Source organism: Paenibacillus sp. S33 (assembly GCF_053615415.1).
Genome location: NZ_JBSIEZ010000001.1, coordinates 481016 through 503275, shown reverse-complemented (window position 1 = coordinate 503275; position 22260 = coordinate 481016). Strand labels below are relative to the sequence as shown.

The following is a 22260-nucleotide window of genomic DNA, read 5'->3' as shown; positions in this document are numbered from 1 at the left end:
CTTTTATATTCACAAATCTTCTTAGAAGCTGCCTTTTACAACAACTTCAGACAATGGAAAACGTCCTGATGGACGCGCTGGTACTTGTGCCTTACCTACGCTAATAAGCATAGTTGGCAGGTAACGTGCTGGAATATTGAATTGCTCAATCAATTGTGCAGGAATGAAACCGCCCATTGCGCAAGTGTCATAGCCCAAAGATTTAGCAGCCAGCATAATATTTTGTGCTGCAAGAGCAGAGTTCAGGATGGCTGCATCGCGAGCTACTTGCGGATTTTGGTATGCGCCGTTGATTTGACCTACCAATGCGTCACGGATTTCTGCTGGCAGTGCGCCTGCTTCTACCGCTTGATCATAAATGACGGTGTTGCGGTTCGCTTCCAAATCACCCAATACGGCAATCGTAACGGAACTTTCCGCTACTTGACCCTGATTGTAGGCGATAGGTAGCAATTTTTGTTTGTCCGCTTCGCTTTCGATGACAAGGAATTTCCAATGTTGAAGGTTCCAAGCGGAAGGAGCTTCTATCCCCGCAGTCAAAATAGCCTCCAAATCTTCCTCTGGCAATTTAAAATCCTTAACATAGCTCTTTACCGCGTGTCTTTCACTAATAGTAGATAAAGTTTCATTTTTTGGACTGCTCGACATTCTAGGCACACTCCTAATTTCTTAATATATATCTAACTTGAATCCTCATTAACTTCCCAAACTACTGCAATTATAAAAATGATAGTGAATGATGTCAATATGTTTAAGTATGACCCTGCACTCAAAATACAGTACAATACGGATTAAGACATACATATCGGCAGATGCCTGCCGATGGGACAAGACACGGGTGAGTTCATTTTGTTCTCATTTGAATTAAAAAAGGAGCGTTACTATGATTGGATCTTTTAAAAAAACGGATATTGCTTTGTTTGCCGCCTGGGTTGTAGCTTGTGTGGCAACTTTGGGCAGTCTGTATCTCAGCGAGATTTTGGGGTTTGAGCCTTGTAAGCTGTGCTGGTTTCAGCGCATTCTGATGTATCCCCTGACCCTTCTGCTCGGGATCGCCTATTTTCGAGGAGATTCGGAGATACGCCGTTATGTCATGCCGTTGGCTATCATTGGAGGCGCGATTTCAGCCTATCACTTTATCATTCAGCGCATCCATGCAGCCGCCAAAGCAGCTGCGCAAACTTCAACTTCCTGCGGCAGAGTATCCTGTGAACAGGATTACCTGAACTGGTTCGATTTTATTACCATTCCTTTTCTCGCACTGATTGCCTTTATCCTTATTATTGCAGCCATGGGTTATATCATGCGTCAGGAGAAAAAATCAGCTCAAGGAGAGGTACAAGCAAAGGAACTCGCATAAGTATGAAAGAGACCTAATTATAGGACCCGTTACCACCAAGAGGCGTATAATCCGCTTGCCAGAGGAAAGACTGTAACTAAATATATCCATTGCATATGTGGTATAATGTAAAAGGTTTGCAGTCTGTCCAATAACGCTTATATTCCTTATAGAGGGGGCCAGTCCATGTTTCATATTAGCACCCCATTGCTGCAATATGGCGCAACCTTCGGTATGATCGTAATCGCTATTTCGGCTATTTTCATCCGTATGAAGACAGGTCATCGCCCGATTAATGCCAAAAAAATCATCATTCCTCCGCTCGGCATGAGCACCGGTTTTATGATGTTTGTGGTGCCGGAAGTACGGGTTCCCTGGCTTTGGGCGCTGGGCGCTTTTCTGGTCGGCTGGTTTATTTTTTCTTACCCGTTGATCCGCAGCACCAAATTTGAATCGCAAGAAGGGCTGGTTTTCGTGCAACGCTCACGTACCTTCTTTTTTATCCTGATCAGCCTGCTGATCGTCCGATTGCTGCTGCATGAATTTATTCAGCATTACATTACCATTCCGCAGACAGCAGGGCTATTTTTCATCCTAGCCTTCGGAACCTTGTTACACTGGCGGCTTCGTATGTATTTCCAATATCGTCAGTTCGTTCCGAACGAGACGGAAGTTCGCATCTGACAAACGGGTTTTTAACATGCATGCTCGCATATTGCTGTATAGACCAAAAAGACACGTTCTCCCAACAGGAGCCGTGTCTTTTTGGTCTTTTAGTCTATCAGGTCTACATTATGCATTCCGGGAAAAAGGAGCTGCTCGATTGCGTCCCTCTGTCTTCGCAGTGTACAGCATCCGATCTGCCTGCTCGATCAGCTCTTCACGCTCACTCTGGCGTTGGGGAGCCAGATGAATATGCCCAGACTGACTGTCATTCAACCCGTTAGTCTGTATGCTACCGAGGGGTGCCTACTTTTATTGCTGGGTCAAAATGATCGGACCATCTGCTGTAATGGCCAGCGTATGCTCGTATTGAGCAGACAAGCCGCCGTCCAACGTGCGTGCGGTCCAGCCGTCCGCATCAATTTTACTGCGGTATGTGCCTGTGTTGAGCATTGGCTCAATTGTAATGACCATACCCTCTTTTAAGCGTGGTCCACGATGCGGAGGTCCATAATGAGGAACTTGCGGTTGCTCATGCATTTCTTCCCCGATGCCATGCCCAATGAATTCGCGTACGACCGAGAAGCCTTCCGCTTCCGCGTAGGTTTGTATCGCATGGGAAATATCTCCGATCCGGTTACCGATAACGGCTTGCTCAATCCCTTTATACAGCGATTCCTTGGTAACATCCAGCAGCTTTTGCGCCTGCTCAGACACATTACCCACCGCATACGACCAAGCGGAATCTGCCAGCCAGCCATTCAGGTTCACAACCATGTCGATCGTCACGATGTCCCCGTCCTTCAACGGTGTCTTATTCGGAAAGCCGTGGCAAATCACATCGTTAGGTGAGCCACAAGTTGCAAACTGATAGCCGTTATAGCCCTTTTGCTCCGGTGTTGCGCCATGCTTCTTCATAAAGGATTCCGCAAAGGCGTCAATTTCCAGTGTCGTAATGCCTGGCTTGATCATTTTGGCAATTTCCCGGTGGCAAGCAGCCAAAATGTCTCCAGCTTTTTTCATATTTTCAATTTGTTCTTTGGTTTTAATGATAATCATTAAACGGTCTCCTTCTTTTCCGTGTTCGTTCCACTTTTCACTGTTTCTTTTTTCTGCTTCTATTGTAACGCTAAAAGCAGCGAAATGGAACCGATGTCAACTGACACCGTTTACAAGCATCTTAAACGGGGTATATAATATTCCATAACTTGTATACCAGTATGCAAAATTATTTCCAAGATAGGAGTATCCTATGAAATATCCAACAACCTGGTTACAGGGCGCATCGCTTGGGGAAAGGATTGCTTGTGAACTTCGGCTTCAGATTATACGGGGTATTCAGACGCCAGGCACTGTTCTATCTGAGAATCAGATTGCTGCCGATTTTGGTACCAGTCGTTCTCCGGTGCGTGAAGCCTTGAAGGCGCTCTCGAGCGAAGGACTGATCCGTTTGGAGCGCATGGGGGCGGTTGTCGTCGGCATGACACCCAGTGATATGGAGGAGCTATTCGATGTGCGAATGCTGATTGAGCATTTTGTTGTACAAAGGTATGTACATAGTGATAATGCCACATTGGTGACTGTTTTGAATCAGATGATTGACAAAATGGAAGTCGCTCTCAAGTACAGGGATGTCGTTGAATTTTCTCTTCAGGATTTTAATTTTCATGAGGCTCTGGTTCTGGAAGCAGGCCATACCCGTATTCTTCATACCTGGAACGGTATGAGACAGCTAATCCTGACGGTCATGTTAGCTGCGACAGAACAACGATTTGCGTCTAACATCGAAGAATCACAAGTCACGATTCACAAACATCGAACCTTTGCAAACGCTTTAAGTCAAGGAAATGCTCAGGAGTTATCGGGATTTATTGAGGATCATTACCGAGATACCCGCAACGCGGTTAACGACAGCGTCCTGTCTCCCTACAGAAAGACGTCGTCCTAGCCGCAACATGCGTGACAAAGAGCCGATGTACCGCGCTTCATGCGTTTTTTGCTGGCGCGGTTCTCTTTTACATTAAAGTTGTCGACAAGTATACATTTAGCTACACATAAATGAATAAGGAGGCATTACTTCATGAACACATTACTCGGCTTAAGTCATAACGCGTCCCTGCTCATATGGGCGCTAGTTACCGTCATTCTTTTGATTTTGCTGATTGCCAAATTCAAATGGAATCCCTTCGTTTCACTGCTGCTTTCGTCGGTATTTCTCGGACTGGTTAACGGGATGCCGGGACATGAAGTTACTGCCTCCATCACCAAGGGGCTCGGCAGTACGCTCGGCTCCATCGCCATCGTGATCGGTTTAGGCACCATGCTCGGTAAAATGATGGCAGAATCCGGCGGTGCCGAACGCATCGCGACCACACTGATGGATCGTTTTGGTGAAAAACGCGTTCATTGGGCGATGATGATCGTAGGCTTTATCGTGGGTATTCCCGTTTTTTTTGAGGTTGGTATTATTTTATTAATTCCCATTCTGTTCACGGTTGCCCGTAAAATGAATATGTCTCTGCTGAAAATCGGTATTCCGATGCTGGCAGGACTATCGACGGTACACGGCCTTTTGCCACCCCACCCGGCTCCGATGATCGCGATTGAAGCCTTTAACGCCAATATTGGACGCACGATAGGATATGCACTCATCGTGGGCATTCCATCCGTCATTATTGCAGGCCCGGTCTTCGGCGCTTGGATTGGCAAAAGAATCATGGTCAGACCTTCCGAGAGGCTGGACGAGCAGTTCAGAAATACGACGGAACGGTCGCTGCCTCCTTTTTGGATTACTCTGTTCACCATTTTATTACCTGTTATTCTAATGCTTAGCGGATCAGTCGCTGAAATCGTAGACCCGGCCAATACACATCCGCTCACTGTATTTTTCAAATTCATTGGTGATGAGGTTATGGCATTGCTGATTGCGGCCGTGTTTTCTTTTTTCTCGCTAGGCTATGCACGTGGTCTAAAGAAAGAGGATTTGTCCCGTTTTACCAGTGAATGTCTGGCACCAACAGCCTCTATTATCTTAATTATCGGGAGCGGCGGTGCATTTAAAACGGTATTGATCGACAGCGGTGTAGGTCAGGCCATTGCAGCGGTCGCTACAGGAGCCCATATGAATGTGATTGTATTTGCTTTTCTGGTCGCTGCGCTCATTCGTGTAGCCACTGGATCAGCGACAGTCGCGATGACGACAGGCTCCGGTATTGTCGCACCTGTACTGGCACTTACACCCGGCGCGAATGTCGAACTGGTCGTCCTTGCTACAGGAGCAGGGTCGCTGATCTTGTCTCATGTGAATGACGCCGGTTTTTGGATGATTAAAGAATTTTTCAATATGACGGTTCCGCAGACTCTGAAATCATGGACCATTATGGAAACCATCCTCTCCCTGGTCGCTTTCGGTTTGATTATGCTGCTGAGTGTGTTAATTTAACGATAATGAGCTAATAACGGTAAGTGAAGGGGAGATTGAATATGACAGACACCCGATATATGATCGGCGTCGATATCGGTACGACCAGTACCAAAGCGGTGCTTTTCGAAGAAAACGGCAATATTGCCGCCCAGCACCATGTGGGCTATCCGCTCCATACACCTGAGCCGGATGCGGCAGAACAGGACCCGGAAGATATTTTCAAAGCTGTCGTGACGACGGTGCAAGAGGTCATGAAACAAAGCGGAGTGTCAGCCGAGCATGTGCTGTTCGTCTCCTTCAGTTCGGCCATGCACAGTGTACTGGCGGTGGATAAGAACGGCAAGCCGCTGACCGCCTCCATCACTTGGGCAGATAACCGTAGCGCCAAATGGGCCGAAGCACTCAAACATGAATACAACGGACACGATATTTACTTACGCACCGGAACGCCCATCCATCCCATGTCACCGCTAACGAAACTAATGTGGATTACACGGGATTTACCGGACATTGCGACCCAAACGTATAAATTCATTTCCATTAAGGAGTACATCTTTGCCCGGTTGTTCCACCAATATGTCGTGGATCACTCGATTGCCTCCGCTACCGGACTCATGAATTTGCAGCAGCTGGATTGGGACGAGGAAGCTCTGCACCTTGCAGGTGTGACGAAGGAGCAGCTATCCGAGCTGGTGCCGACAACGCATGTGCTCAAAGGGCTGGATGAGACCTATGCGCATGACATGGGCCTACTGAAGACGACTCCTTTTGTGATCGGGGCCAGCGACGGTGTCTTGTCCAACCTCGGTGTGAATGCGATCAAACCTGGAGTTGTCGCTGTTACCATCGGCACCAGCGGAGCCATCCGTACCGTAGTTGATAAGCCGCTCACGGATGCCAAAGGGCGCTTTTTCTGTTACGCCTTGACGGAAAAGCTGTGGGTCATCGGCGGCCCTGTAAATAACGGAGGTATAGTCTTCCGCTGGATCCGGGATGAATTTGCAGCCTCCGAGGTGGAAACGGCCAAGCGACTGGGACTTGATCCATATCATGTGCTGACCCAAATTGCGGAACAGGTACGTCCTGGCTCCGACGGTCTGCTCTTTCTTCCGTACTTATCCGGTGAACGTGCGCCCCTGTGGGACCCGAATGCTCGTGGTTCCTTCTTCGGTCTGTCCCTGCGTCACAAAAAAGAGCATATGATTCGCGCCGCTCTGGAGGGTGTGCTGTTCAATTTGTATACCGTCATGCTCGCCATGGAAGAAGTCATCGACAGACCGTCAGTCATTCACGCCACTGGTGGATTTGCACGCTCGGAGCTATGGAGACAGCTCATGGCGGATATTTTCGATCAGGAGGTCATTATCCCCGAAAGTCTGGAAAGCTCATGTCTGGGCGCAGCTATTCTGGGCTTGTACGCACTGGGACGGATTGATTCGCTGGATGCTGTGTCCGGTATGATCGGTACCACTCACCAGCACAAACCTGTAGCAGAACACGTGGATATTTATCGCGATTTACTACCGATTTATATCCGCATTTCACGTAAATTCGAAGAAGAGTTCAAGGATATTGCGGAATTTCAGGCCAAGTCCCTACAATCCTAAATTAGTGAAACCTGTTCTAACGCTGCTGCGTATTACCGTTTTATAAAAACCTGTCTATGTCAGTTGGGCAGGGTAAGAAGGAGGATTAGACGATGCTCAAACAATTACTGCACCGCCTGCTACATTCCACCTCTCATTCTCATAAGCGGCGATACAGCAGCTCAGACCGTTATTATGAACGTGAACGTAAACGCCATTCTTCTTCAGACGGTTACAAGAATAGCCACAATGGACACCGATATTACAAAGATAAACGCCGTCATTACTCCAGTTCTTAGCCAAACAACAAGAAGTAGCGACGGAATAGAGCGTAACACAAGAAGCATGCCACAGGCTCCTTCAAACCCTATAAAGCGAAGACCCTTCTTATCTCAAGGGCCTTCGCTTTATTGTTGTGCGCCCTTCGTTATGCAGGGCAACATCTGTGCATTTTACAGGAAATCGGCCAAGACCGAAATTACAGAAACAGGGTTTTAGAGATGATCACCAGCAAAATAAACAGAACCAGAATCGCTCCTACAGAGGTCCATGCTCCTACACCGCAACCCATACCGCCGCCTACTCCACACATATGACTCATTTACAACACTCCCTTCGCTCATTTACAGGATCATTGTATGTAGACATGGTCAAATGCGTAAGGGGGGCATTCCCCCATTTTTGCGGCGAATGCCTGTTTATTTTTAGGGACGTTATGGGTTAACCTCAAGCAGCAACAATGCTTCCTCCAGCTCTTGCATAAACTGTCGGCTGTTCTCATAACGTGGCCGAATCTGAAAAAGACGCTCCAGCATATGACGCACAGGTGAACTCAGCTTCAATTCTTCCTGCCAGCTTGCCGGCGGTTGATCCGGTTGAGGCTCGTAACTGCTATACAGCATAAAAAGCATTAAATGTCCGACATCGTACAAATCGCTGTAGACGGCGACATCTTGTCGCTCGGGTGCGCGCTTTTCCAGCATGGATTCGGTAAATATATCCTCCTGTCGCTCTCCTACCGCCAGAGCAAGACCAAAGTCGATCAGGTAGGGCTTCCCCTCACGGTGAATCACATTGGGAATGCGGATATCCCGATGGATATAGCCCCGTTCATGCACATGCAGAACTCGCTCCATTAACTCCAAAATGTAGACAATGCATTCCTGTTCCGTAAAGGAACGCTCCTGTTCAAATATAAGCTCCTCCAACGTCATGCCGGAGATGTATTCCATAACCATAACTATTCCGTTCGAATGTTCGACAATTTCGAGCAGCTTCGGAATATAGGGGTGTTCCATCTGCCGCATAATATGAGCCTCGCGCTGCAATAGCTGAACTGCCTTCGCCCGTTTGCTCGGTCTGGGCATTTTCACTGCCACCTCTTGTCCGCTGTGCCGATCCAGACAGAGGTAGGTTAGACCATAGCTCCCCATGCCTAAAAGCGAACGAACATCATAACGTCCGCTCAGTAAATCGCCAGGCTGTTTCGGATAATCCATCCATGATTCATATGTGTTCCGCAACCAAGCAAACATATTTATATCCTTTCCTCTACATGCCGCAGCAACGTTTCTTATGCGGCTTGTTCTCGTATTCTTATATTCCGTTATTATACCATCCACGATAAAAGACCATCAGAACCGGGAAGGTCTGATGGTCTTTATTAGAAAAGATGCTGGTTATGCCTCTCTGCGTCTGCGCGGTGTCAGACCAAGCCAAGACAACAACGAACCGCGCGATTTGCGTTGCCTGCCCTGGTAGGTACGCAAATTAGTAATTAGCTGCCGATCTCGTTCCTCGTCAACCTTTTCTTTCATCCAGCGTTTTTGATCCTCCAGTTGGTTAGACAGGCTGATATTCTTTTCCACCAAACGACTGTGCTCTGCTTCCAGCTCCTCCAAACGGCTCCGCATTTCCAACAAAGCGGTTTGCACCATGTCCTGCATCTGCGCCAGTTCTTGCGGCTCTACGGACTCCCGCGTTTGTACGGCTACAGGTGCTTGCTCCAATCTATACTCAATGGTTGGTTCCAAAGTCTGCAACTCTTCCTGCGCCTGTAGCTGCATGGGTTCCTCTGACAGTTCCTGAGCATTCATTTCATCCTGTAACTCTGTCAGTTCTACCGTAGCAGCTGCTTGCGCCTGCATGACCGTCTCTTCCCTACCCTCAGCCGCCGCCATTATTTCTTCCCAGGTTGCGGTTAGTGACTCAGCATCCGAGATGGGTGGCAAGCGGAACTCTTCATCCTCCATTTGAAAGGGAGCGGTCACTCTCTCAAGGACCACCTGAACCGCCTGCTCCATCGTCATATGCTGCTCACGCAACGCCTTCCGCATCACCTTCAAGCACTCAACATCCTCAGCACTGAACATCCTCGATTGATTCGCGGAACGCTGAAACACATACCCTTGCTCCTCCAGCGCCGCTGCATATTTACGAAGGGTACTCGCCCCGATTCCCAACTGTTTTGCTGCTTCCGTCGTCGATTTGCTTTCTTCCATTTAATCATTACCTCCCCGGATGGTATGGAAAGAAACAAGCTTGTATATGTAGAATTCGCGAAATCCATTGGAAATCCTTTGGCAAAAATGTTCTAATATTGCAGACTGCTAAGAACCTTTGTCATAACGGAATATTTGTAGATATACAAGAAACGACATTGCAGAGCATACTTCCGTTCTGTATGTCCTTGAAACTCTTCAAAGAACGTCACATAAATGTCATACTTTCATTATTTTCACGTCACTATTCCTTCCATCAACATAGTTCAGGTTATAATTTACACAGAAGTCACCTTAAAAATAAATTAAAACATGCTCTCCTATCTTCCAGTAAAAGTATTGATAATTCACGTTCATTCTATAAATAATCCTAAGAAACAGCTCTATTCACAGTTTATTTATAATTTCCCGGAATGGAGACAAAAAAATGGATATTTTCAAAAGATCAGCAATATGTTATGTTATGTAACGTAAAATGGATTTCAGGCATAATTTGTAGCATATTAACGTTCGCTGGAACGAGGAGGCAACATAGATGAAGGGGAAGGCAAGGAAAGTAGCTATTGTCGGCGCGGGAATGGTCGGTTCGAGCTGTGCCTACTCAATGGTTAATCAGTCCATTTGTGATGAGATCATGATGATTGACCGCACGTATGATCGGGCTTTGGCCCATGCACTGGATCTGTCCCATTGTATGGATTTTACGTCCACACGTACCAAGGTGCGTGCCGGCACGTATGCAGACTGCACGGATATGGACGTTGTGATTATAACGGCTGGAGCCAACCCTAAACCGGGTCAAGACCGTCTATCTGTGCTTGACGACGCAGTGCTTATTACCAGAGAGATTGTAACAGCGATTATGGAGGGTGGCTTCGACGGTATATTCGTCATTGCCGCTAATCCTGTCGACATTGTAACGTATATGGTACAAAGTATATCCGGTCTGCCGCGCAACAAGGTGATCGGCACGGGCACCTCCATTGACTCATCCCGACTTAAGACGTTGCTTTCCGAAGTATTTTCCATAGATCCGCGTAGCGTACAAGGATATGCGCTTGGCGAGCATGGCGAATCCCAATTCGTTGCCTGGTCACACGTCACGATTGGCGGCAAGCCGCTCTTGCACATTTTGCGTCAGCATAAGGAACGATTCAGCCACGTCGATCTGGACGACATTGCCCGTAAAACTCGGGATGCAGGCTGGGAGATCTTCACCCGCAAAGGCGCCACTTATTTTGGTATTGCCAATGCGCTGGCGTACATTACCCGTTCCATTTTAAATGATGATGGTAAAATTATAGCGGTCTCTGCTGTATTGGACGGCGAGTACGGGCACACCGATGTCTGCACGGGCGTTCCGGCGATTATCGGCAGCAGAGGAATCCAAGAGGTCATCGAGCTAGAGCTAAGTCCGGAAGAACAAGCGAAGTTCGACGCCTCTTGCCACCTTATCAGCAATAATATCCGTGCCATTTCAGGCTTAGTGTAAACCAATAGCACAGTAAAAAAACTCCTTACCCTCATTGAGGATAAGGAGTTTTTGCAGTCCCCGTATTTCGCCCTATATCTCTTTATAACGAAATACGGTCAGTCCCGCCAACGTAAATACGACAAAGCTACCTATTATAACCGTCAACAGTGTGTCAGTTGGCACCATGAACGCCCCGAAGTTGTCTCTTCCACTCGGCATCATCGCCAATAAAGGCTGTGTCCATGGATAGTATGGACCGTAGGTTTGAGAATTGGCGACCAGAATATTCGGCACGGTGAAGACGAAATTCAACGCAAGCGGTGCGGCAAAGCTGGACCACAAGAAGGACACCATCAACTGCAACGCAGCCAGCGGCAGGCAGGCTACCCAGCCTGCGAGCAAACTTTGAGCGATCACGGCCCAAGGGATTGGTCCGTTCATGTCCTGCACAGCTCCGACACCCAGCAGCGCTCCTCCGAACAGTAGCTGGGTCAATCCGACCAAGGCCATAATGATGGTCAACTTAGCCGCATACAGACTGGTGCGGGACAATGGCAATGACATGAGTTGCTTCCAACCGCCGCCCCCATGCTCGAATCGGCAGACTAGAGATCCAAATACGGCGGTCAGCATCGGCATGAACAGCATGGCATGTAATGTAAGCATGGCAGTCAACAGCAACAGCCAGTTCCCTCCCGGATTCGCCAGCAAGCCAATCAAGACGGCAATCGCCGGGCTGACGAACGCAAGCAGCCAGACGGGCGATTTGGCCATTTTCATACGTTCAACAGAAAGCAGCCGTATATATCCTCCGAACATTACGCCACATCCTTTCGGCTAAAATGGGCCGCTGTTAGCAGACTGAGAAGTATGCCCGTTCCGCACCCGACGGACGCAAACATCCACGCTTGAGGTGCAACCCATGCGAATTGCGGCCAGGCCAACGGAAACCATTCGGACAGCTGTGAAGCAAACAAGCTGCCGATGCCTAACGTAATGCCCAGTGTTACAGGCAGCGCCTGATTATGGAACGTGACCGTTAACCACAACAATAATACGAGCATAGGCAACGTGCCGCCCAAAGGCCAAAACCCGAGTCGTAGCAGTTCCCCTACGGGTGCGGGCTCTCCCCCGAAGCCAAGAATCATTCCCAACACCCAAGTCCCTACCGTCAGGAGTAGACAGGACACGCACAGCATCCCGATCGCCAGCGCCAGCTTGGCCATATAAACACTAAATTTGGAGATAGGCAAAGCCAGCAGCTGCTTCCAGGAGTTAGATGAATGTTCCACATTCGCCAGCATGGAAGCGACCATCGTAGCTCCTAATACCAGCGCAAGGGGGACAAAAATAGCGATGTTATCCATCAAGCCTTCCCATAAACGTCCCTTGTATCGCGGAATCAGATAGTCATAGCGGAGTCCAAAGTTCAGTCCCTGCATCGCTACCAGCCCTAGGGGACCGAGGAACACCAAGAACCAGATTCCCTTTCTGCGTGCTTTGAGCAGATCCGCCGTGAACGCTCGCAGCATCATAAGGAAGCCCCTCCTTTGCCCACTACCTGCATGAACATATCTTCCAGCGATTTGCGGCGTTCCTCCACACGGTACACGGCATGCGTATTTTCGACCAATCTTCTGACCAGCAGCGCAACAGCCGCATCATTCATGTTCTCGAAATCCAGCGCCGATCCGTCCTTCACTGAATGGTAGCCCTGCTCACGCGCAATCAATTGGGCTGCTTCCGGTTCCGACACTACGATCCGAATCCCGCCTGCAGATTCCTGACGGAGATTGTGAATCGTGTTTTGAAAGACCAACTCTCCTTCATGGATAATACCCACGGTATTCGCCATATGCTCTACCTCACTCAACAGATGGCTGGATACCAGTACGGTGATCCCCCGTTGCTCGGGCATCGCCTGAATCAATGTGCGCATTTCCTGAATACCCTCCGGGTCCAAACCATTCGTAGGCTCATCCAAAATGAGCACTTCGGGATTCCCAAGCAGGGCTGCTGCAATACCCAGTCTCTGCTTCATGCCCAGCGAGTAGCCTTTGACTGGACGTTTGGCATGCTTGGTCAGTCGGACGACCTCTAACACTTCCGCAATGTTTTGCTTGGGTACATTCAAAATACGGCGAATGGCCTCCAGATTTTCAATTGCGTTCAAATGACCATAATACGAAGGATACTCCACCAACGAGCCGACTTTACGCAAAATATCGAGCTTATGTCTGCGAATATCTTTGCCGAATATACGGATCGTTCCTCGAGTTGGGCGAATAAGTCCAAGCAGCATGCGGATTGTTGTCGTTTTCCCCGCTCCATTCGGACCCAGAAATCCGTAAATATCTCCTCGAGCTATTTTCAGGTCCAGCTGATTAACCGCCGCGCGGCCTTTGTATATTTTGCTGAGACTGTTCGTTTCAATAATGTATTCGTTCAAGTTCCTCACCTCGACACCTATCGTAACGCGCCAAGTTTAAAGCCAAGGGAACTCTGAGTTTAAGTTTTGTTTAAAAAACGGATTCGGGTCCCGGCTGATGAACTGATAATCTCCCTCTCCAAATTCATTTCGCGAGCCAGCAGTTCTGTAATTGCCAAACCAATCCCTGCGCCTTTTTCACTGGACTGTTGCTCCATACCGGGCCCTTTATCTACGATGACCAATGTCTCTGTCCCATTATCTTTCTGTACTTGAACACCGATATATCGGCCTGCGGCAGCATGGCGAACTACATTTTGAAAAAGATTGTCCAGCAGACGGCGGAAGCCTTGCTCATCCACATTCCACACCATACTATGCTCAGGCAGGTCGATATCCACTTCAAAGCTCTCCTTTTCCCACACCGGATACCAGCTGGCTACACACTCCCGCACTAGCCGCAGGATATCACGCGGTGTGTTATTCATAGTGTATTTTCCACTAGCTAGCAGATTATAGGTGAGCAGATTGTCGATCAGACTCCCAAGGTCTTTTAGCTTGTTTTCCATCAGTGTAATCGACTGTTTCCCTCTGCTGCTCAGATTTTCACCATCTAGTGTATACAGATGGCTACGCACGACCGTAAGCGGCGTCCGAATATCGTGTGACAGATCCGCGACTAGTCTCTTCCGCAGCTCTTCCTCTTGACGCTCACGTCCCCGACTTTCTGCCAACTGCTCAACCATCTGATTAAATGCTTCTTCCAGCTTGCCGATTTCATCCGGGCGTCCAGTGGTAACAAGAATAGGCAAGCCATCCTCTCCTCGCTGCGACATGGCGGCCTGAAGCTGCAACAGTCTACGCCGAATGCCTCCAAAAAACAGAAGAGATACGAATATAAAAGCGCCCAAAACCAATACGATAAAAAAGAGATAGTACATGAACATGCTACTATCTGTAGGTGGCTGTTCAAAGAACGAACGGGGCACTTTTAACACCATATAGCCCTGATTCACATCATTCTTGCCCCCGCCAATAAAGGCTACTACCGTAAACGGCCCCTCATAGCTTGCTTGCTTCATAAAAGCTATAGCCTGCGCAGCGTTCCATTGTTTTGGCATGTTAGGTTGTGTCGGTAACTCCAACCTTGTTTTACCTACGGTATCCACCCAAAATATTTGTGAGTTAGGGAACATATCTTGTTGTATTTTGCGCAGATGGGCTGAGATTTGCTCTGGTGTGGCTCCCTTCAAAGCTACAGCTTCGCGATGCCAGCTATTTTCGGTATGGGTAGTAGAGGGATAGTAAGCGTTTTTAGACTTGAGCTCCGCCCCCCAATTCAATAACACGCTATATATCAAGGCTGTAGCAGGCAACACAATGGGCAACAGCATCATAGCAACCACAATAATGACCAGATAACGGAACAACAGTGAACTGCGAAACCGACCTCCCTGACCCGGCCTAGAGCTGGGGTGCAGCCTCCTCCAATTTTTGCGCGTCCTGCTCATTATGCTTTCACCCGATATCCTACACCACGGATCGTCTCAATGATGCGGGGTGCCGCAGGATCGATCTCCAGCTTTTCTCGAAGGTGTCGGATATGGACCATTAAAGTTTTGTCTCCGTCGATATATGGATCTCCCCACACCGCTTCATACATTTGCTCTTTCGTCATAATTTGGCCCAAATGCCGCAGCAAATAAGCAAAAATGTGATATTGCTTGCCTGTCAGTGTAATTTCCTCCCCGGTATCACGGTTCACAATACGGTTATCAGGAGAGAACACAGAGAGATGCCCCAGTTGTAAAGATTCTTCGGGCACGGTTCCCGATCGGCGCAGCAAAATCTCTATACGTGCTATGAGCTCGTCCGGGTGAAAGGGTTTGGTTACATAATCGTCGGCGAAATCCAGTCCTTGCAGCTTATCGTCAATGGATGTACGGGCAGACAACATGAGAATGGGAAGCTCCGGGTACTCTTTCTTGAGCCGCTTCCCCATGGTGAATCCATCCAGACCGGGTAACATCACATCCAAAATCACGAGTTGGCACGTACGGGCTGCTTCCACAGCCCCATCCCCGCTGCGAAGCCAGGTTACAGCGTAATTCCGCTCTTCCAAATACTGATGCGTCCAAGCACCAATATCCTGGTCATCTTCGATGTATAGCACATTTGTTTTCATAATAGACACCTACTTATCGTTTTTCTTTTATGTAATGGGCATTATAGCATTTATGGTACATAACCCACTTAAAAAGGTTAATAACTACCTTATACGACATACGCTTCACATTTTCAAATTTGATTGCTCGTAAAAAAGGAGGACTACCCGATGCTGCTGGAAGCGATATACCATCACCCGAAACGTAATTGGGCTTTTGGTTACAATGATGAAACGATATTTCTACGGCTACGTGCGAAGAAAAATGACCTAAATACCGTTCATGCTCTCACCGGAGATAAATACGATTGGGACCGTACCCGACAGCTTGTCCCGATGTCCAAATTCGCTACCGATAGCAGGTTTGATTACTATGAATGCAGCGTAAAACCTACTCACCGTCGGCTGAAATATGGATTTTTGCTAGAAGACGGTGAGGAACGTATTTGGATGAACGAGGACGACTTCACCACCCAGGAACCCCAAAATGCAGATAAACTGTTCCAATATCCGTTTTTGAACCCGATTGATATTCTGAAGCCACCTGCATGGGTGAAGGATGCTGTATTTTATCAGATTTTCCCGGAACGTTTTGCGAACGGTGACCCCTCTATCAGCCCAGAAGGTGCAGAGACATGGGGCGGAACACCACAAAGAGACAATTTTTTCGGTGGTGATCTTCAGGGGATTCTGGATCACCTGGATCACCTGAACGAGCTAGGGATTAACGCCATATATATGACTCCTGTGTTCAAGGCGACGACCAATCATAAATATGATACAGAGGATTATATGGAGGTGGACCCACATTTCGGGGACAAAAAGACATTAAAAAAACTGGTCGATGCCTGCCACGACCGAGGAATTCGGGTGCTGCTTGATGCGGTGTTCAACCATTCAGGGCGTACGTTTAAACCGTTCGTTGACGTGCAGGAAAAAGGCGAAGCCTCGCCTTACAAGGACTGGTTCCATGTACATAGCTTTCCCCTGGAAGTGGTGGATGGCATACCGACGTATGATACATTCGGGCTGGAACCGATGATGCCCAAGCTGAACACCGAACATCCTGAGGTGAAAAAGTACCTGCTGGATGTAGCAAAGCATTGGATCGAAGAAATCGGTATCGATGGTTGGCGGTTGGATGTGGCAGACGAGGTGGATCACGCCTTTTGGCGGGAATTCCGCACTACGGTCAAGCAGGCCAATCCAGATGCGTACATTTTGGGTGAAATGTGGAATGAATCGTCTGAATGGCTTCAGGGGGATCAGTTCGATGCAACGATGAATTATCCGTTCACCTACGCGGTGAATGATTTTTTCGTCAAAAAAGTGACCGATGCTCAAAGCTTTGCCTTCGCCATCGGACGACAGCTGGCCCGCTATCCACAGCAAGCATCCGAGGTTGCCTTCAATCTGCTGGATAGCCACGACACACCGCGCCTGCTGACACTGTGCGGGGATGACAAGCGGCTGATGCGACTGGCCGCCCTGTTCCAGTTTACGTACATGGGCGCACCCTGCATCTATTACGGCGATGAGATCGGCCTGGATGGAGATGCCGATCCAGGCTGCCGCAAGTGTATGGAGTGGGACACCGACAAACAGGACCGCGAGCTGTTCGACTTTTACCGCGAGCTGATTGCGCTTCGTAAGGGGCACCCGGTCCTCCGTGATCAGGGAAGCATCACCTTTTTGGAGGCACAGCCAGAGGGCACTTCACTTGCCTACGAGCGCCGCAGCGAGGAAGAGGTGCTGCTCGTGCTGCTCAACCGTTCCGATGAGGATCACGTTTTTGAACTGGACATTCCTGAGCAGGAATGGCAATTAGCCTTTGGCGAAAGCCAGTGGTCCGTTAGAGAGAAGGGGCTGCTTGCCAAGCTTCCACCCTACGGATACGCTGTACTGAAGGCAGCGCCTGCTCAGTCAGTAAAACCTGCTTAAGAGGACGATGTCAAGACGGGAAGCAAGGCATCCGCCTCTATAGGCGGATACTGATGAAAGTAACTGCCGAATAACGGCAAAAAAGCGAAACCACCAGGAACAAGATAGTTAACTTGTTCCCGGTGGTCTTTTTACGTTGAATATGAGCTTCTATTGTCGATTATTTGTTTTTAACATCTGTTCATACTACCCCAACATCCGAAGCATTGATCGAAATGGGGTTACCGCCTTGTCCTGTCTGAGCTGAAGAAGGTGCTACCTGAGCCAGTACAGCAGTTTACGCAGGTAGCGTCTGTGTTTTCAATTGCACGTACAACTGGTGCGTCACCTGCTGCGGCTCAATACCCAACTCATCTTCCAATATTCTGACGAAGCTTTCATAATGCTTTTGCGCAGTGGTATAATCGCCCAGTTGGGCGTAGGCGGTCAGCAGCAGACTGCAGATATCGTCTGAGTACGGCTCCCGTTGCTGTAGGTTGAGTAAGCGCTGAACAGACTGCCGGGTACGACCTGAGCGAAGCTCTTCTCTCGCCAGCTCAGAAGCACATGCCAGATACATATTGCGCAGCTTCTCCCTTTTTGCATATGCCCACGGGTAATCGTGCTCCTCCAGATAGTTGCCACGGTATAGTGCCAACAGGCTCTCAATACGCGGCTTACCGCCGCTACCGGATGCAGCCCATTCGGATATTCCCCGCTCGAATAGCTCCACATCTGTAATCCAGCCATTGCGGTTCAAGCGGTAGCGATCCAGATTATATTCCAGCTTCGTATCTTGCATCCGTTCTTTCAACGCCTTGCGGATTTGGTAAATGGACGTGTGCAGGTGAACAACAGCCTTGTCCAAATGATATTCAGGCCACAGCGCATCCAGCAATTGTTCTTTGCTCACCCATTCCCCTTCATGGTGTAATAAAAAGGAAAATAGCTCCTGTGACTTTAATGTGCGCCATTTGAAGGGTTTCGCACCTACGGCTTCCTGTCCATCCTCCAAAATTTCAAGTTTTTGAAAACAACGTACCTTGGGGGATTGCTCTGCTGAAGCTCCCAAACTAGAAGAACGGGGATCAGCCAGCGTGGCTGCAATCCGATCTAACGTTTTGGATAGCCGCCGGGCATGAACGGGCTTTAACAAGTAATCCAGTGCTTGCAGCTCGAACGCTTCAATAGCATATTCCGAGTACGCGGTCACAAAGACGATATGAATATGGGAATCTAGCTGTTGAATCCACTCGGCGGCCTCCAGACCATTCATCTCTGGCATTCCGATATCTATAAAAACAATATCCGCACGTTCTGCCGCCAGATGATCCAGCCCCGCTTGTGCAGACGTATATTTGCCCATTACCGTTAACCGTCCGTCCGCCTCCAGCAACCGTTCCAAGTAGGTTAATGCCGACCTCTCATCATCAATCAAAATCGCCTTCATTTGTGTCCGTACTCCCTTCCTGCTGCAACATCCATCATGATGCTCTATTTACACGCTATGCGCCTTTATCCTTACGATTTTTAATTTCTTATATTTTATATATCGTATCATTGCGGGCGTGACTTTAGCTTTTCCGACAAATGTACTGTACTTTTTTTATTCATCGGTATTCCGGGGCGAGATCGTTTCCGGCACACGGAAGCTTACCGTCGTCCCTTGCATAGGATTACTTTCAATTCGCAATCCTTCTCCATACATATGGATAAGACGGCGATGGATATTACGCAGTCCCACGCTGGAAGATACATGATCCTCCGACAGCAGCTGTTCCAGTCGCTCGGACGGAATCCCTACGCCGTCATCGGTCACGCTGACCACAAAATCGGTTCCATCCTCCTGCACAACCACTCGCACGGTTCCACCTGTTGCCCGTTGCATCACACCATGCCGTATCGCATTTTCCACGATGGGCTGAATGCTTAATGGCGGGATGAGCGACCGGATGTTCCTTCCTACCTCTACGGTCACCTGCAAACGTTCTTCAAATCGTGCTTTTTCCAGTGCCACATACGATTCTACCAATTCCAACTCCTTGGATAATGGCACCGTATTCTCCCTGTTCTGAAAATCAAAACTGCCCCGCAAATACTGACTCAGCTCCATGAGCAGCTCCGCTGCTTTGTCCGGGTCTACGGCTACGGTCGAAACAATGACATTCAAGGCATTGTACAGAAAATGCGGCTTGATTTGTGCCTGTAAAAAGGCCATTTCCGAACGCACCGCTTCCTCCGCCGAATGACGCATGTTCAACAGCGTGCGCACACGCGCCTTTAATTCCTCAGCATCAACAGGCTTACGCAGAAAATCATTAGCTCCCGCCATAAAACCTGCGCGGATATCCCCGGGCAGGTCGCGTGCCGTCAGCAGCAACACCGGTAGCTCGGACAGGGAATACCGTTCCCGTATCCGTCGGCACAGCTCAATACCGGACATTTCCGGCATCATCCAATCCGTAATGACTAGGTCAAATCGGGAACGGCCATTCAGCATGTGAAGTGCCTCCTCGGCATGATCCACCGCCACCACGCTACAACCTGTGGTATATAATAGCTCCTCCAGCACCCGAAGATTAACCGCATCATCATCTACAGCCAGCACTTTGTAAGGAACAGTCTGAACTTGCTCCAGTGCATCTTCTTCCTGCGGAATCACATTCCGACCCGACGTCACACCAGGCTGCAATATAACCGCAGACGAAACATCTTTTTGAGCTTCATGTGCCAACGTTCCAGTCTGCGCTAAGGGCAGTGTAAAATAAAAGGTCGAACCCTTGCCCAATCTAGATTCTACCCGGATATGACCACCATGCAGCTCCACCAGACGACGGACTATGCCTAATCCAAGCCCTGTTCCACTGTATCCTTCATCCTCAGCATTCGCCCCTCGGTTAAAGGGTTCAAATATATGCGAAAGATGCTCCTGGGCAATACCGGACCCGGTATCCTTCACACTGATTTCCATTTCACGGTTCCCCGCTTTGGCAGAGATAACGATTTCGCCTTCCTCCGTAAATTTCACCGCATTACCCAACAAATTGTACAAAATCTGAATCAGCCGATCCTCATCCGCATCTACCTTGGGCAACGAATTGGGCAATTCTTTGACAAATTGAATCTTTTTCTTACCCACTGTATGACCCAATACCTCCAACACGGACTTCACAGCTGCCTGTACATTGACAGGCCGACGATTTAAGGCTAATCTGCCATTTTTCAAATTAGAAAAATCCAGAATATCGTTAATTAAATACGAAAGTCTGCGTCCTATATTCGCAATCAAGACCAAGTTGTGCTTTTGCGGCTCATTGAATTGTGTCCCATAGCGGTCTAGCATGGATTGAGCGATATTAATTACTCCATGCAGAGGAGTGCGCAGTTCATGTGACGTATTGGCCAGAAATTCATCTTTTAACCCATCCAGTGTTAGCAACCGTCGTGACAGGTTCTCAACCTCCATAAACGAATGTACAAAACGTTTGGCCAGCAGGAGCGTTTGAGCCAATACGAATATGAGCATTTCATAGGCTGTCACCCCACGCACATCTCCCCAGCCCAGAATATACACAAAATTAGTCACTACAATCATAAGAATGCTCATAATACTAATGACTAGCAGTGCAGCGTCATCCGTCCGTTGAAGAAGCCCACGAATCAAGATCAGTAATACATATCCCACACTGACTACACCAAAAAGAAGAATAAATGCTTCAAAGGATGAGAGTACCAATGTAGGCAGAAATAGCCCCATACCCAGCATCAGTGCGGTTGTAATATTATAGAGGCGCAGCACGAGCCGATTCATAACAATCTGCGTCGAAAGATGAACATAGTGGATCAGAAAATAGTAGAACAGGGTTGACGAGAACGACTGTATTTTCAGTATCCATTCATAAGGTAAGTCCGGTATTCCCCAAGCCAGCAGCTTTTCTCCATGTGTCAGAATATAAAATAAAGCCGCGATACAAAAGCATCCTAAGTAAAGCAATGCCTTCTCCTTTTTACGTAAAAGGTATAGCATGATAAAAAATACGGTAGGAATAAAAAATCCTGCTATCAGTATGGTGTCCTCTGCCATTGCAACTTCCCGGCTATGCGTAATACTCTCGTAATCCCCAAATAACAGTGGATAAATGATTCCACCGGAGGAGTAGCTATAATTAGCCACATGCACGGTAATATCAGCCGAATGTCCATCTATCGCTGCAAATCCAACATAGGGAACATTGCCCTGCTTGCCCTTGTCGGCAGAAACAGAGGGAATACCACTTGCTCCCACGTTTTCTCCGTCAATCCATACTTGACTGGCGCTGCGAATGTTTTGCATATAGATGCCGTACAGATTTTCCGCTTTTTCAGGCAACAGCACACGGATATGATAGGTTCCATATCCGGTCGCCTGTCCCTTAGGCATCCACTGATTCCATTTACCAGGCACATCCACAATCTTGGCAGAAGAACTCGTTTCCAGCCTCAACTCTGAAGAACTCTGATGATTTTCCCAATCCTTATCTTGTTGCATTTCATGAAAGGATGAAGGTTGCACAAGCTGATTGGGGTAAAATTTCCACTCCCCTCCCAGCTGTATAGGGCCTTCCTTTTCAGGGTCCCAATTACGCAAATCAATAACACCGTTGTGTGCTTTCCAATGACTGTTTCCAGATAAAACACCTGACACTAACGGATACACCGGCAACGCAACCGCAAGCAGAAGTATAATAAAAAATAAAACCCCCTGTTTTTTCATAAATCCCC

The 22260-nt window shown here is 48.3% G+C and carries 21 protein-coding genes; 8 read left to right on the top strand and 13 right to left on the bottom strand.

Annotated elements, in window-relative coordinates:
- Positions 1 to 21: 21 nt before the first annotated feature.
- The gene (locus ACWGXJ_RS02255) at positions 22 to 648 is read right to left on the bottom strand and encodes a nitroreductase family protein (RefSeq protein ID WP_452566070.1); all 627 of its coding nucleotides are present in this window, start codon (positions 646 to 648) and stop codon (positions 22 to 24) included.
- Positions 649 to 883: 235 nt separating this feature from the next.
- Between ACWGXJ_RS02255 and ACWGXJ_RS02250 the strand changes: the two genes are divergently transcribed.
- Together ACWGXJ_RS02250 and ACWGXJ_RS02245 are read left to right on the top strand one after the other, a co-directional pair.
- Positions 884 to 1360, top strand: a complete 477-nt coding sequence (locus tag ACWGXJ_RS02250; RefSeq protein ID WP_254328931.1) for a disulfide oxidoreductase — start codon at positions 884 to 886, stop codon at positions 1358 to 1360.
- Between the two features lie 165 nt (positions 1361 to 1525).
- Positions 1526 to 2023: a CcdC family protein gene (locus tag ACWGXJ_RS02245; protein WP_069290935.1), complete on the top strand. Its 498-nt coding sequence runs from the start codon at positions 1526 to 1528 to the stop codon at positions 2021 to 2023.
- 108 nt (positions 2024 to 2131) lie between these two features.
- On the opposite strand, the gene ACWGXJ_RS02240 is transcribed toward ACWGXJ_RS02245, so the two are convergent.
- Entirely contained in the window at positions 2132 to 2278 is a 147-nt protein-coding gene (locus tag ACWGXJ_RS02240; RefSeq protein ID WP_452566069.1) for a hypothetical protein, read from the bottom strand.
- Positions 2279 to 2314: 36 nt separating this feature from the next.
- Positions 2315 to 3061 (bottom strand): type I methionyl aminopeptidase, encoded by a 747-nt coding sequence (gene map, locus ACWGXJ_RS02235; protein ID WP_023986734.1) that lies wholly within the window; start codon positions 3059 to 3061, stop codon positions 2315 to 2317.
- A 193-nt stretch (positions 3062 to 3254) separates the two neighbouring features.
- Here map and ACWGXJ_RS02230 point away from each other — a divergent pair, with 193 nt between their 5' ends.
- The 4 genes from ACWGXJ_RS02230 (at position 3255) to ACWGXJ_RS02215 (ending at position 7311) form a co-directional block, all read left to right on the top strand.
- Positions 3255 to 3950 (top strand): GntR family transcriptional regulator, encoded by a 696-nt coding sequence (locus ACWGXJ_RS02230; RefSeq protein ID WP_061831159.1) that lies wholly within the window; start codon positions 3255 to 3257, stop codon positions 3948 to 3950.
- Between the two features lie 132 nt (positions 3951 to 4082).
- A complete protein-coding gene (locus tag ACWGXJ_RS02225) occupies positions 4083 to 5444 on the top strand; it encodes a GntP family permease (RefSeq protein ID WP_452566068.1) in 1362 nt (453 codons plus the stop codon).
- 41 nt (positions 5445 to 5485) lie between these two features.
- Positions 5486 to 7033: a gluconokinase gene (gene gntK, locus ACWGXJ_RS02220; RefSeq protein WP_452566067.1), complete on the top strand. Its 1548-nt coding sequence runs from the start codon at positions 5486 to 5488 to the stop codon at positions 7031 to 7033.
- Positions 7034 to 7125: 92 nt separating this feature from the next.
- Positions 7126 to 7311, top strand: a complete 186-nt coding sequence (locus ACWGXJ_RS02215; protein ID WP_061831157.1) for a hypothetical protein — start codon at positions 7126 to 7128, stop codon at positions 7309 to 7311.
- 179 nt (positions 7312 to 7490) lie between these two features.
- Here ACWGXJ_RS02215 and ACWGXJ_RS02210 read toward each other — a convergent pair whose 3' ends face one another.
- The 3 genes from ACWGXJ_RS02210 to ACWGXJ_RS02200 form a co-directional block, all read right to left on the bottom strand.
- Positions 7491 to 7613: a YjcZ family sporulation protein gene (locus ACWGXJ_RS02210; RefSeq protein ID WP_231109480.1), complete on the bottom strand. Its 123-nt coding sequence runs from the start codon at positions 7611 to 7613 to the stop codon at positions 7491 to 7493.
- Between the two features lie 112 nt (positions 7614 to 7725).
- Positions 7726 to 8547: a serine/threonine protein kinase gene (locus ACWGXJ_RS02205; protein WP_452566066.1), complete on the bottom strand. Its 822-nt coding sequence runs from the start codon at positions 8545 to 8547 to the stop codon at positions 7726 to 7728.
- 144 nt (positions 8548 to 8691) lie between these two features.
- Positions 8692 to 9513 (bottom strand): MerR family transcriptional regulator, encoded by an 822-nt coding sequence (locus ACWGXJ_RS02200; protein ID WP_452566065.1) that lies wholly within the window; start codon positions 9511 to 9513, stop codon positions 8692 to 8694.
- A gap of 535 nt (positions 9514 to 10048) precedes the next feature.
- Between ACWGXJ_RS02200 and ACWGXJ_RS02195 the strand changes: the two genes are divergently transcribed.
- On the top strand, positions 10049 to 11005 hold the full coding sequence (locus ACWGXJ_RS02195; RefSeq protein ID WP_023986728.1) for an L-lactate dehydrogenase: 957 nt from the start codon (positions 10049 to 10051) through the stop codon (positions 11003 to 11005).
- 72 nt (positions 11006 to 11077) lie between these two features.
- Here ACWGXJ_RS02195 and ACWGXJ_RS02190 read toward each other — a convergent pair whose 3' ends face one another.
- From ACWGXJ_RS02190 to ACWGXJ_RS02170, 5 genes are read right to left on the bottom strand one after another with little or no spacing between them, the layout of a single operon-like run.
- Entirely contained in the window at positions 11078 to 11806 is a 729-nt protein-coding gene (locus ACWGXJ_RS02190; protein ID WP_452566064.1) for an ABC transporter permease, read from the bottom strand.
- A complete protein-coding gene (locus ACWGXJ_RS02185) occupies positions 11806 to 12522 on the bottom strand; it encodes an ABC transporter permease (RefSeq protein ID WP_452566063.1) in 717 nt (238 codons plus the stop codon). Before ACWGXJ_RS02185 ends, ACWGXJ_RS02190 begins: the two co-directional genes overlap by 1 nt.
- On the bottom strand, positions 12519 to 13436 hold the full coding sequence (locus ACWGXJ_RS02180) for an ATP-binding cassette domain-containing protein (RefSeq protein ID WP_452566062.1): 918 nt from the start codon (positions 13434 to 13436) through the stop codon (positions 12519 to 12521). The genes ACWGXJ_RS02185 and ACWGXJ_RS02180 overlap by 4 nt, the downstream gene beginning before the upstream one ends.
- 59 nt (positions 13437 to 13495) lie before the next feature.
- The gene (locus ACWGXJ_RS02175; RefSeq protein ID WP_452566061.1) at positions 13496 to 14926 is read right to left on the bottom strand and encodes a sensor histidine kinase; all 1431 of its coding nucleotides are present in this window, start codon (positions 14924 to 14926) and stop codon (positions 13496 to 13498) included.
- Positions 14926 to 15600, bottom strand: a complete 675-nt coding sequence (locus ACWGXJ_RS02170) for a response regulator transcription factor (protein WP_061831149.1) — start codon at positions 15598 to 15600, stop codon at positions 14926 to 14928. The genes ACWGXJ_RS02175 and ACWGXJ_RS02170 overlap by 1 nt, the downstream gene beginning before the upstream one ends.
- A gap of 150 nt (positions 15601 to 15750) precedes the next feature.
- Between ACWGXJ_RS02170 and ACWGXJ_RS02165 the strand changes: the two genes are divergently transcribed.
- On the top strand, positions 15751 to 17520 hold the full coding sequence (locus ACWGXJ_RS02165) for an alpha-glycosidase (RefSeq protein ID WP_452566060.1): 1770 nt from the start codon (positions 15751 to 15753) through the stop codon (positions 17518 to 17520).
- Positions 17521 to 17797: 277 nt separating this feature from the next.
- Here ACWGXJ_RS02165 and ACWGXJ_RS02160 read toward each other — a convergent pair whose 3' ends face one another.
- Both ACWGXJ_RS02160 and ACWGXJ_RS02155 read right to left on the bottom strand, forming a co-directional pair.
- Positions 17798 to 18949 carry a response regulator gene (locus ACWGXJ_RS02160; protein WP_452566059.1) on the bottom strand — a complete coding sequence of 384 codons (1152 nt, stop codon included), beginning with the start codon at positions 18947 to 18949 and terminating at the stop codon, positions 17798 to 17800.
- Positions 18950 to 19105: 156 nt separating this feature from the next.
- Positions 19106 to 22252, bottom strand: coding sequence for an ATP-binding protein (locus tag ACWGXJ_RS02155; RefSeq protein ID WP_452566058.1), 3147 nt, complete (start codon positions 22250 to 22252; stop codon positions 19106 to 19108).
- Between the last annotated feature and the right edge of the window lie 8 nt (positions 22253 to 22260).

Coding starts and splice junctions, on each gene's coding strand:
- ACWGXJ_RS02175 (WP_452566061.1), bottom strand. CDS start 14,926: ATGAGCAGGACGCGCAAAAATTGGAGGAGGCTGCACCCCAGCTCTAGG.
- ACWGXJ_RS02255 (WP_452566070.1), bottom strand. CDS start 648: ATGTCGAGCAGTCCAAAAAATGAAACTTTATCTACTATTAGTGAAAGA.
- ACWGXJ_RS02215 (WP_061831157.1), top strand. CDS start 7,126: ATGCTCAAACAATTACTGCACCGCCTGCTACATTCCACCTCTCATTCT.
- ACWGXJ_RS02185 (WP_452566063.1), bottom strand. CDS start 12,522: ATGATGCTGCGAGCGTTCACGGCGGATCTGCTCAAAGCACGCAGAAAG.
- ACWGXJ_RS02165 (WP_452566060.1), top strand. CDS start 15,751: ATGCTGCTGGAAGCGATATACCATCACCCGAAACGTAATTGGGCTTTT.
- map (WP_023986734.1), bottom strand. CDS start 3,061: ATGATTATCATTAAAACCAAAGAACAAATTGAAAATATGAAAAAAGCT.
- ACWGXJ_RS02205 (WP_452566066.1), bottom strand. CDS start 8,547: ATGTTTGCTTGGTTGCGGAACACATATGAATCATGGATGGATTATCCG.
- ACWGXJ_RS02200 (WP_452566065.1), bottom strand. CDS start 9,513: ATGGAAGAAAGCAAATCGACGACGGAAGCAGCAAAACAGTTGGGAATC.
- ACWGXJ_RS02155 (WP_452566058.1), bottom strand. CDS start 22,252: ATGAAAAAACAGGGGGTTTTATTTTTTATTATACTTCTGCTTGCGGTT.
- ACWGXJ_RS02170 (WP_061831149.1), bottom strand. CDS start 15,600: ATGAAAACAAATGTGCTATACATCGAAGATGACCAGGATATTGGTGCT.
- ACWGXJ_RS02225 (WP_452566068.1), top strand. CDS start 4,083: ATGAACACATTACTCGGCTTAAGTCATAACGCGTCCCTGCTCATATGG.
- ACWGXJ_RS02195 (WP_023986728.1), top strand. CDS start 10,049: ATGAAGGGGAAGGCAAGGAAAGTAGCTATTGTCGGCGCGGGAATGGTC.
- ACWGXJ_RS02245 (WP_069290935.1), top strand. CDS start 1,526: ATGTTTCATATTAGCACCCCATTGCTGCAATATGGCGCAACCTTCGGT.
- ACWGXJ_RS02190 (WP_452566064.1), bottom strand. CDS start 11,806: ATGTTCGGAGGATATATACGGCTGCTTTCTGTTGAACGTATGAAAATG.
- ACWGXJ_RS02210 (WP_231109480.1), bottom strand. CDS start 7,613: ATGAGTCATATGTGTGGAGTAGGCGGCGGTATGGGTTGCGGTGTAGGA.
- ACWGXJ_RS02230 (WP_061831159.1), top strand. CDS start 3,255: ATGAAATATCCAACAACCTGGTTACAGGGCGCATCGCTTGGGGAAAGG.
- ACWGXJ_RS02160 (WP_452566059.1), bottom strand. CDS start 18,949: ATGAAGGCGATTTTGATTGATGATGAGAGGTCGGCATTAACCTACTTG.
- gntK (WP_452566067.1), top strand. CDS start 5,486: ATGACAGACACCCGATATATGATCGGCGTCGATATCGGTACGACCAGT.
- ACWGXJ_RS02250 (WP_254328931.1), top strand. CDS start 884: ATGATTGGATCTTTTAAAAAAACGGATATTGCTTTGTTTGCCGCCTGG.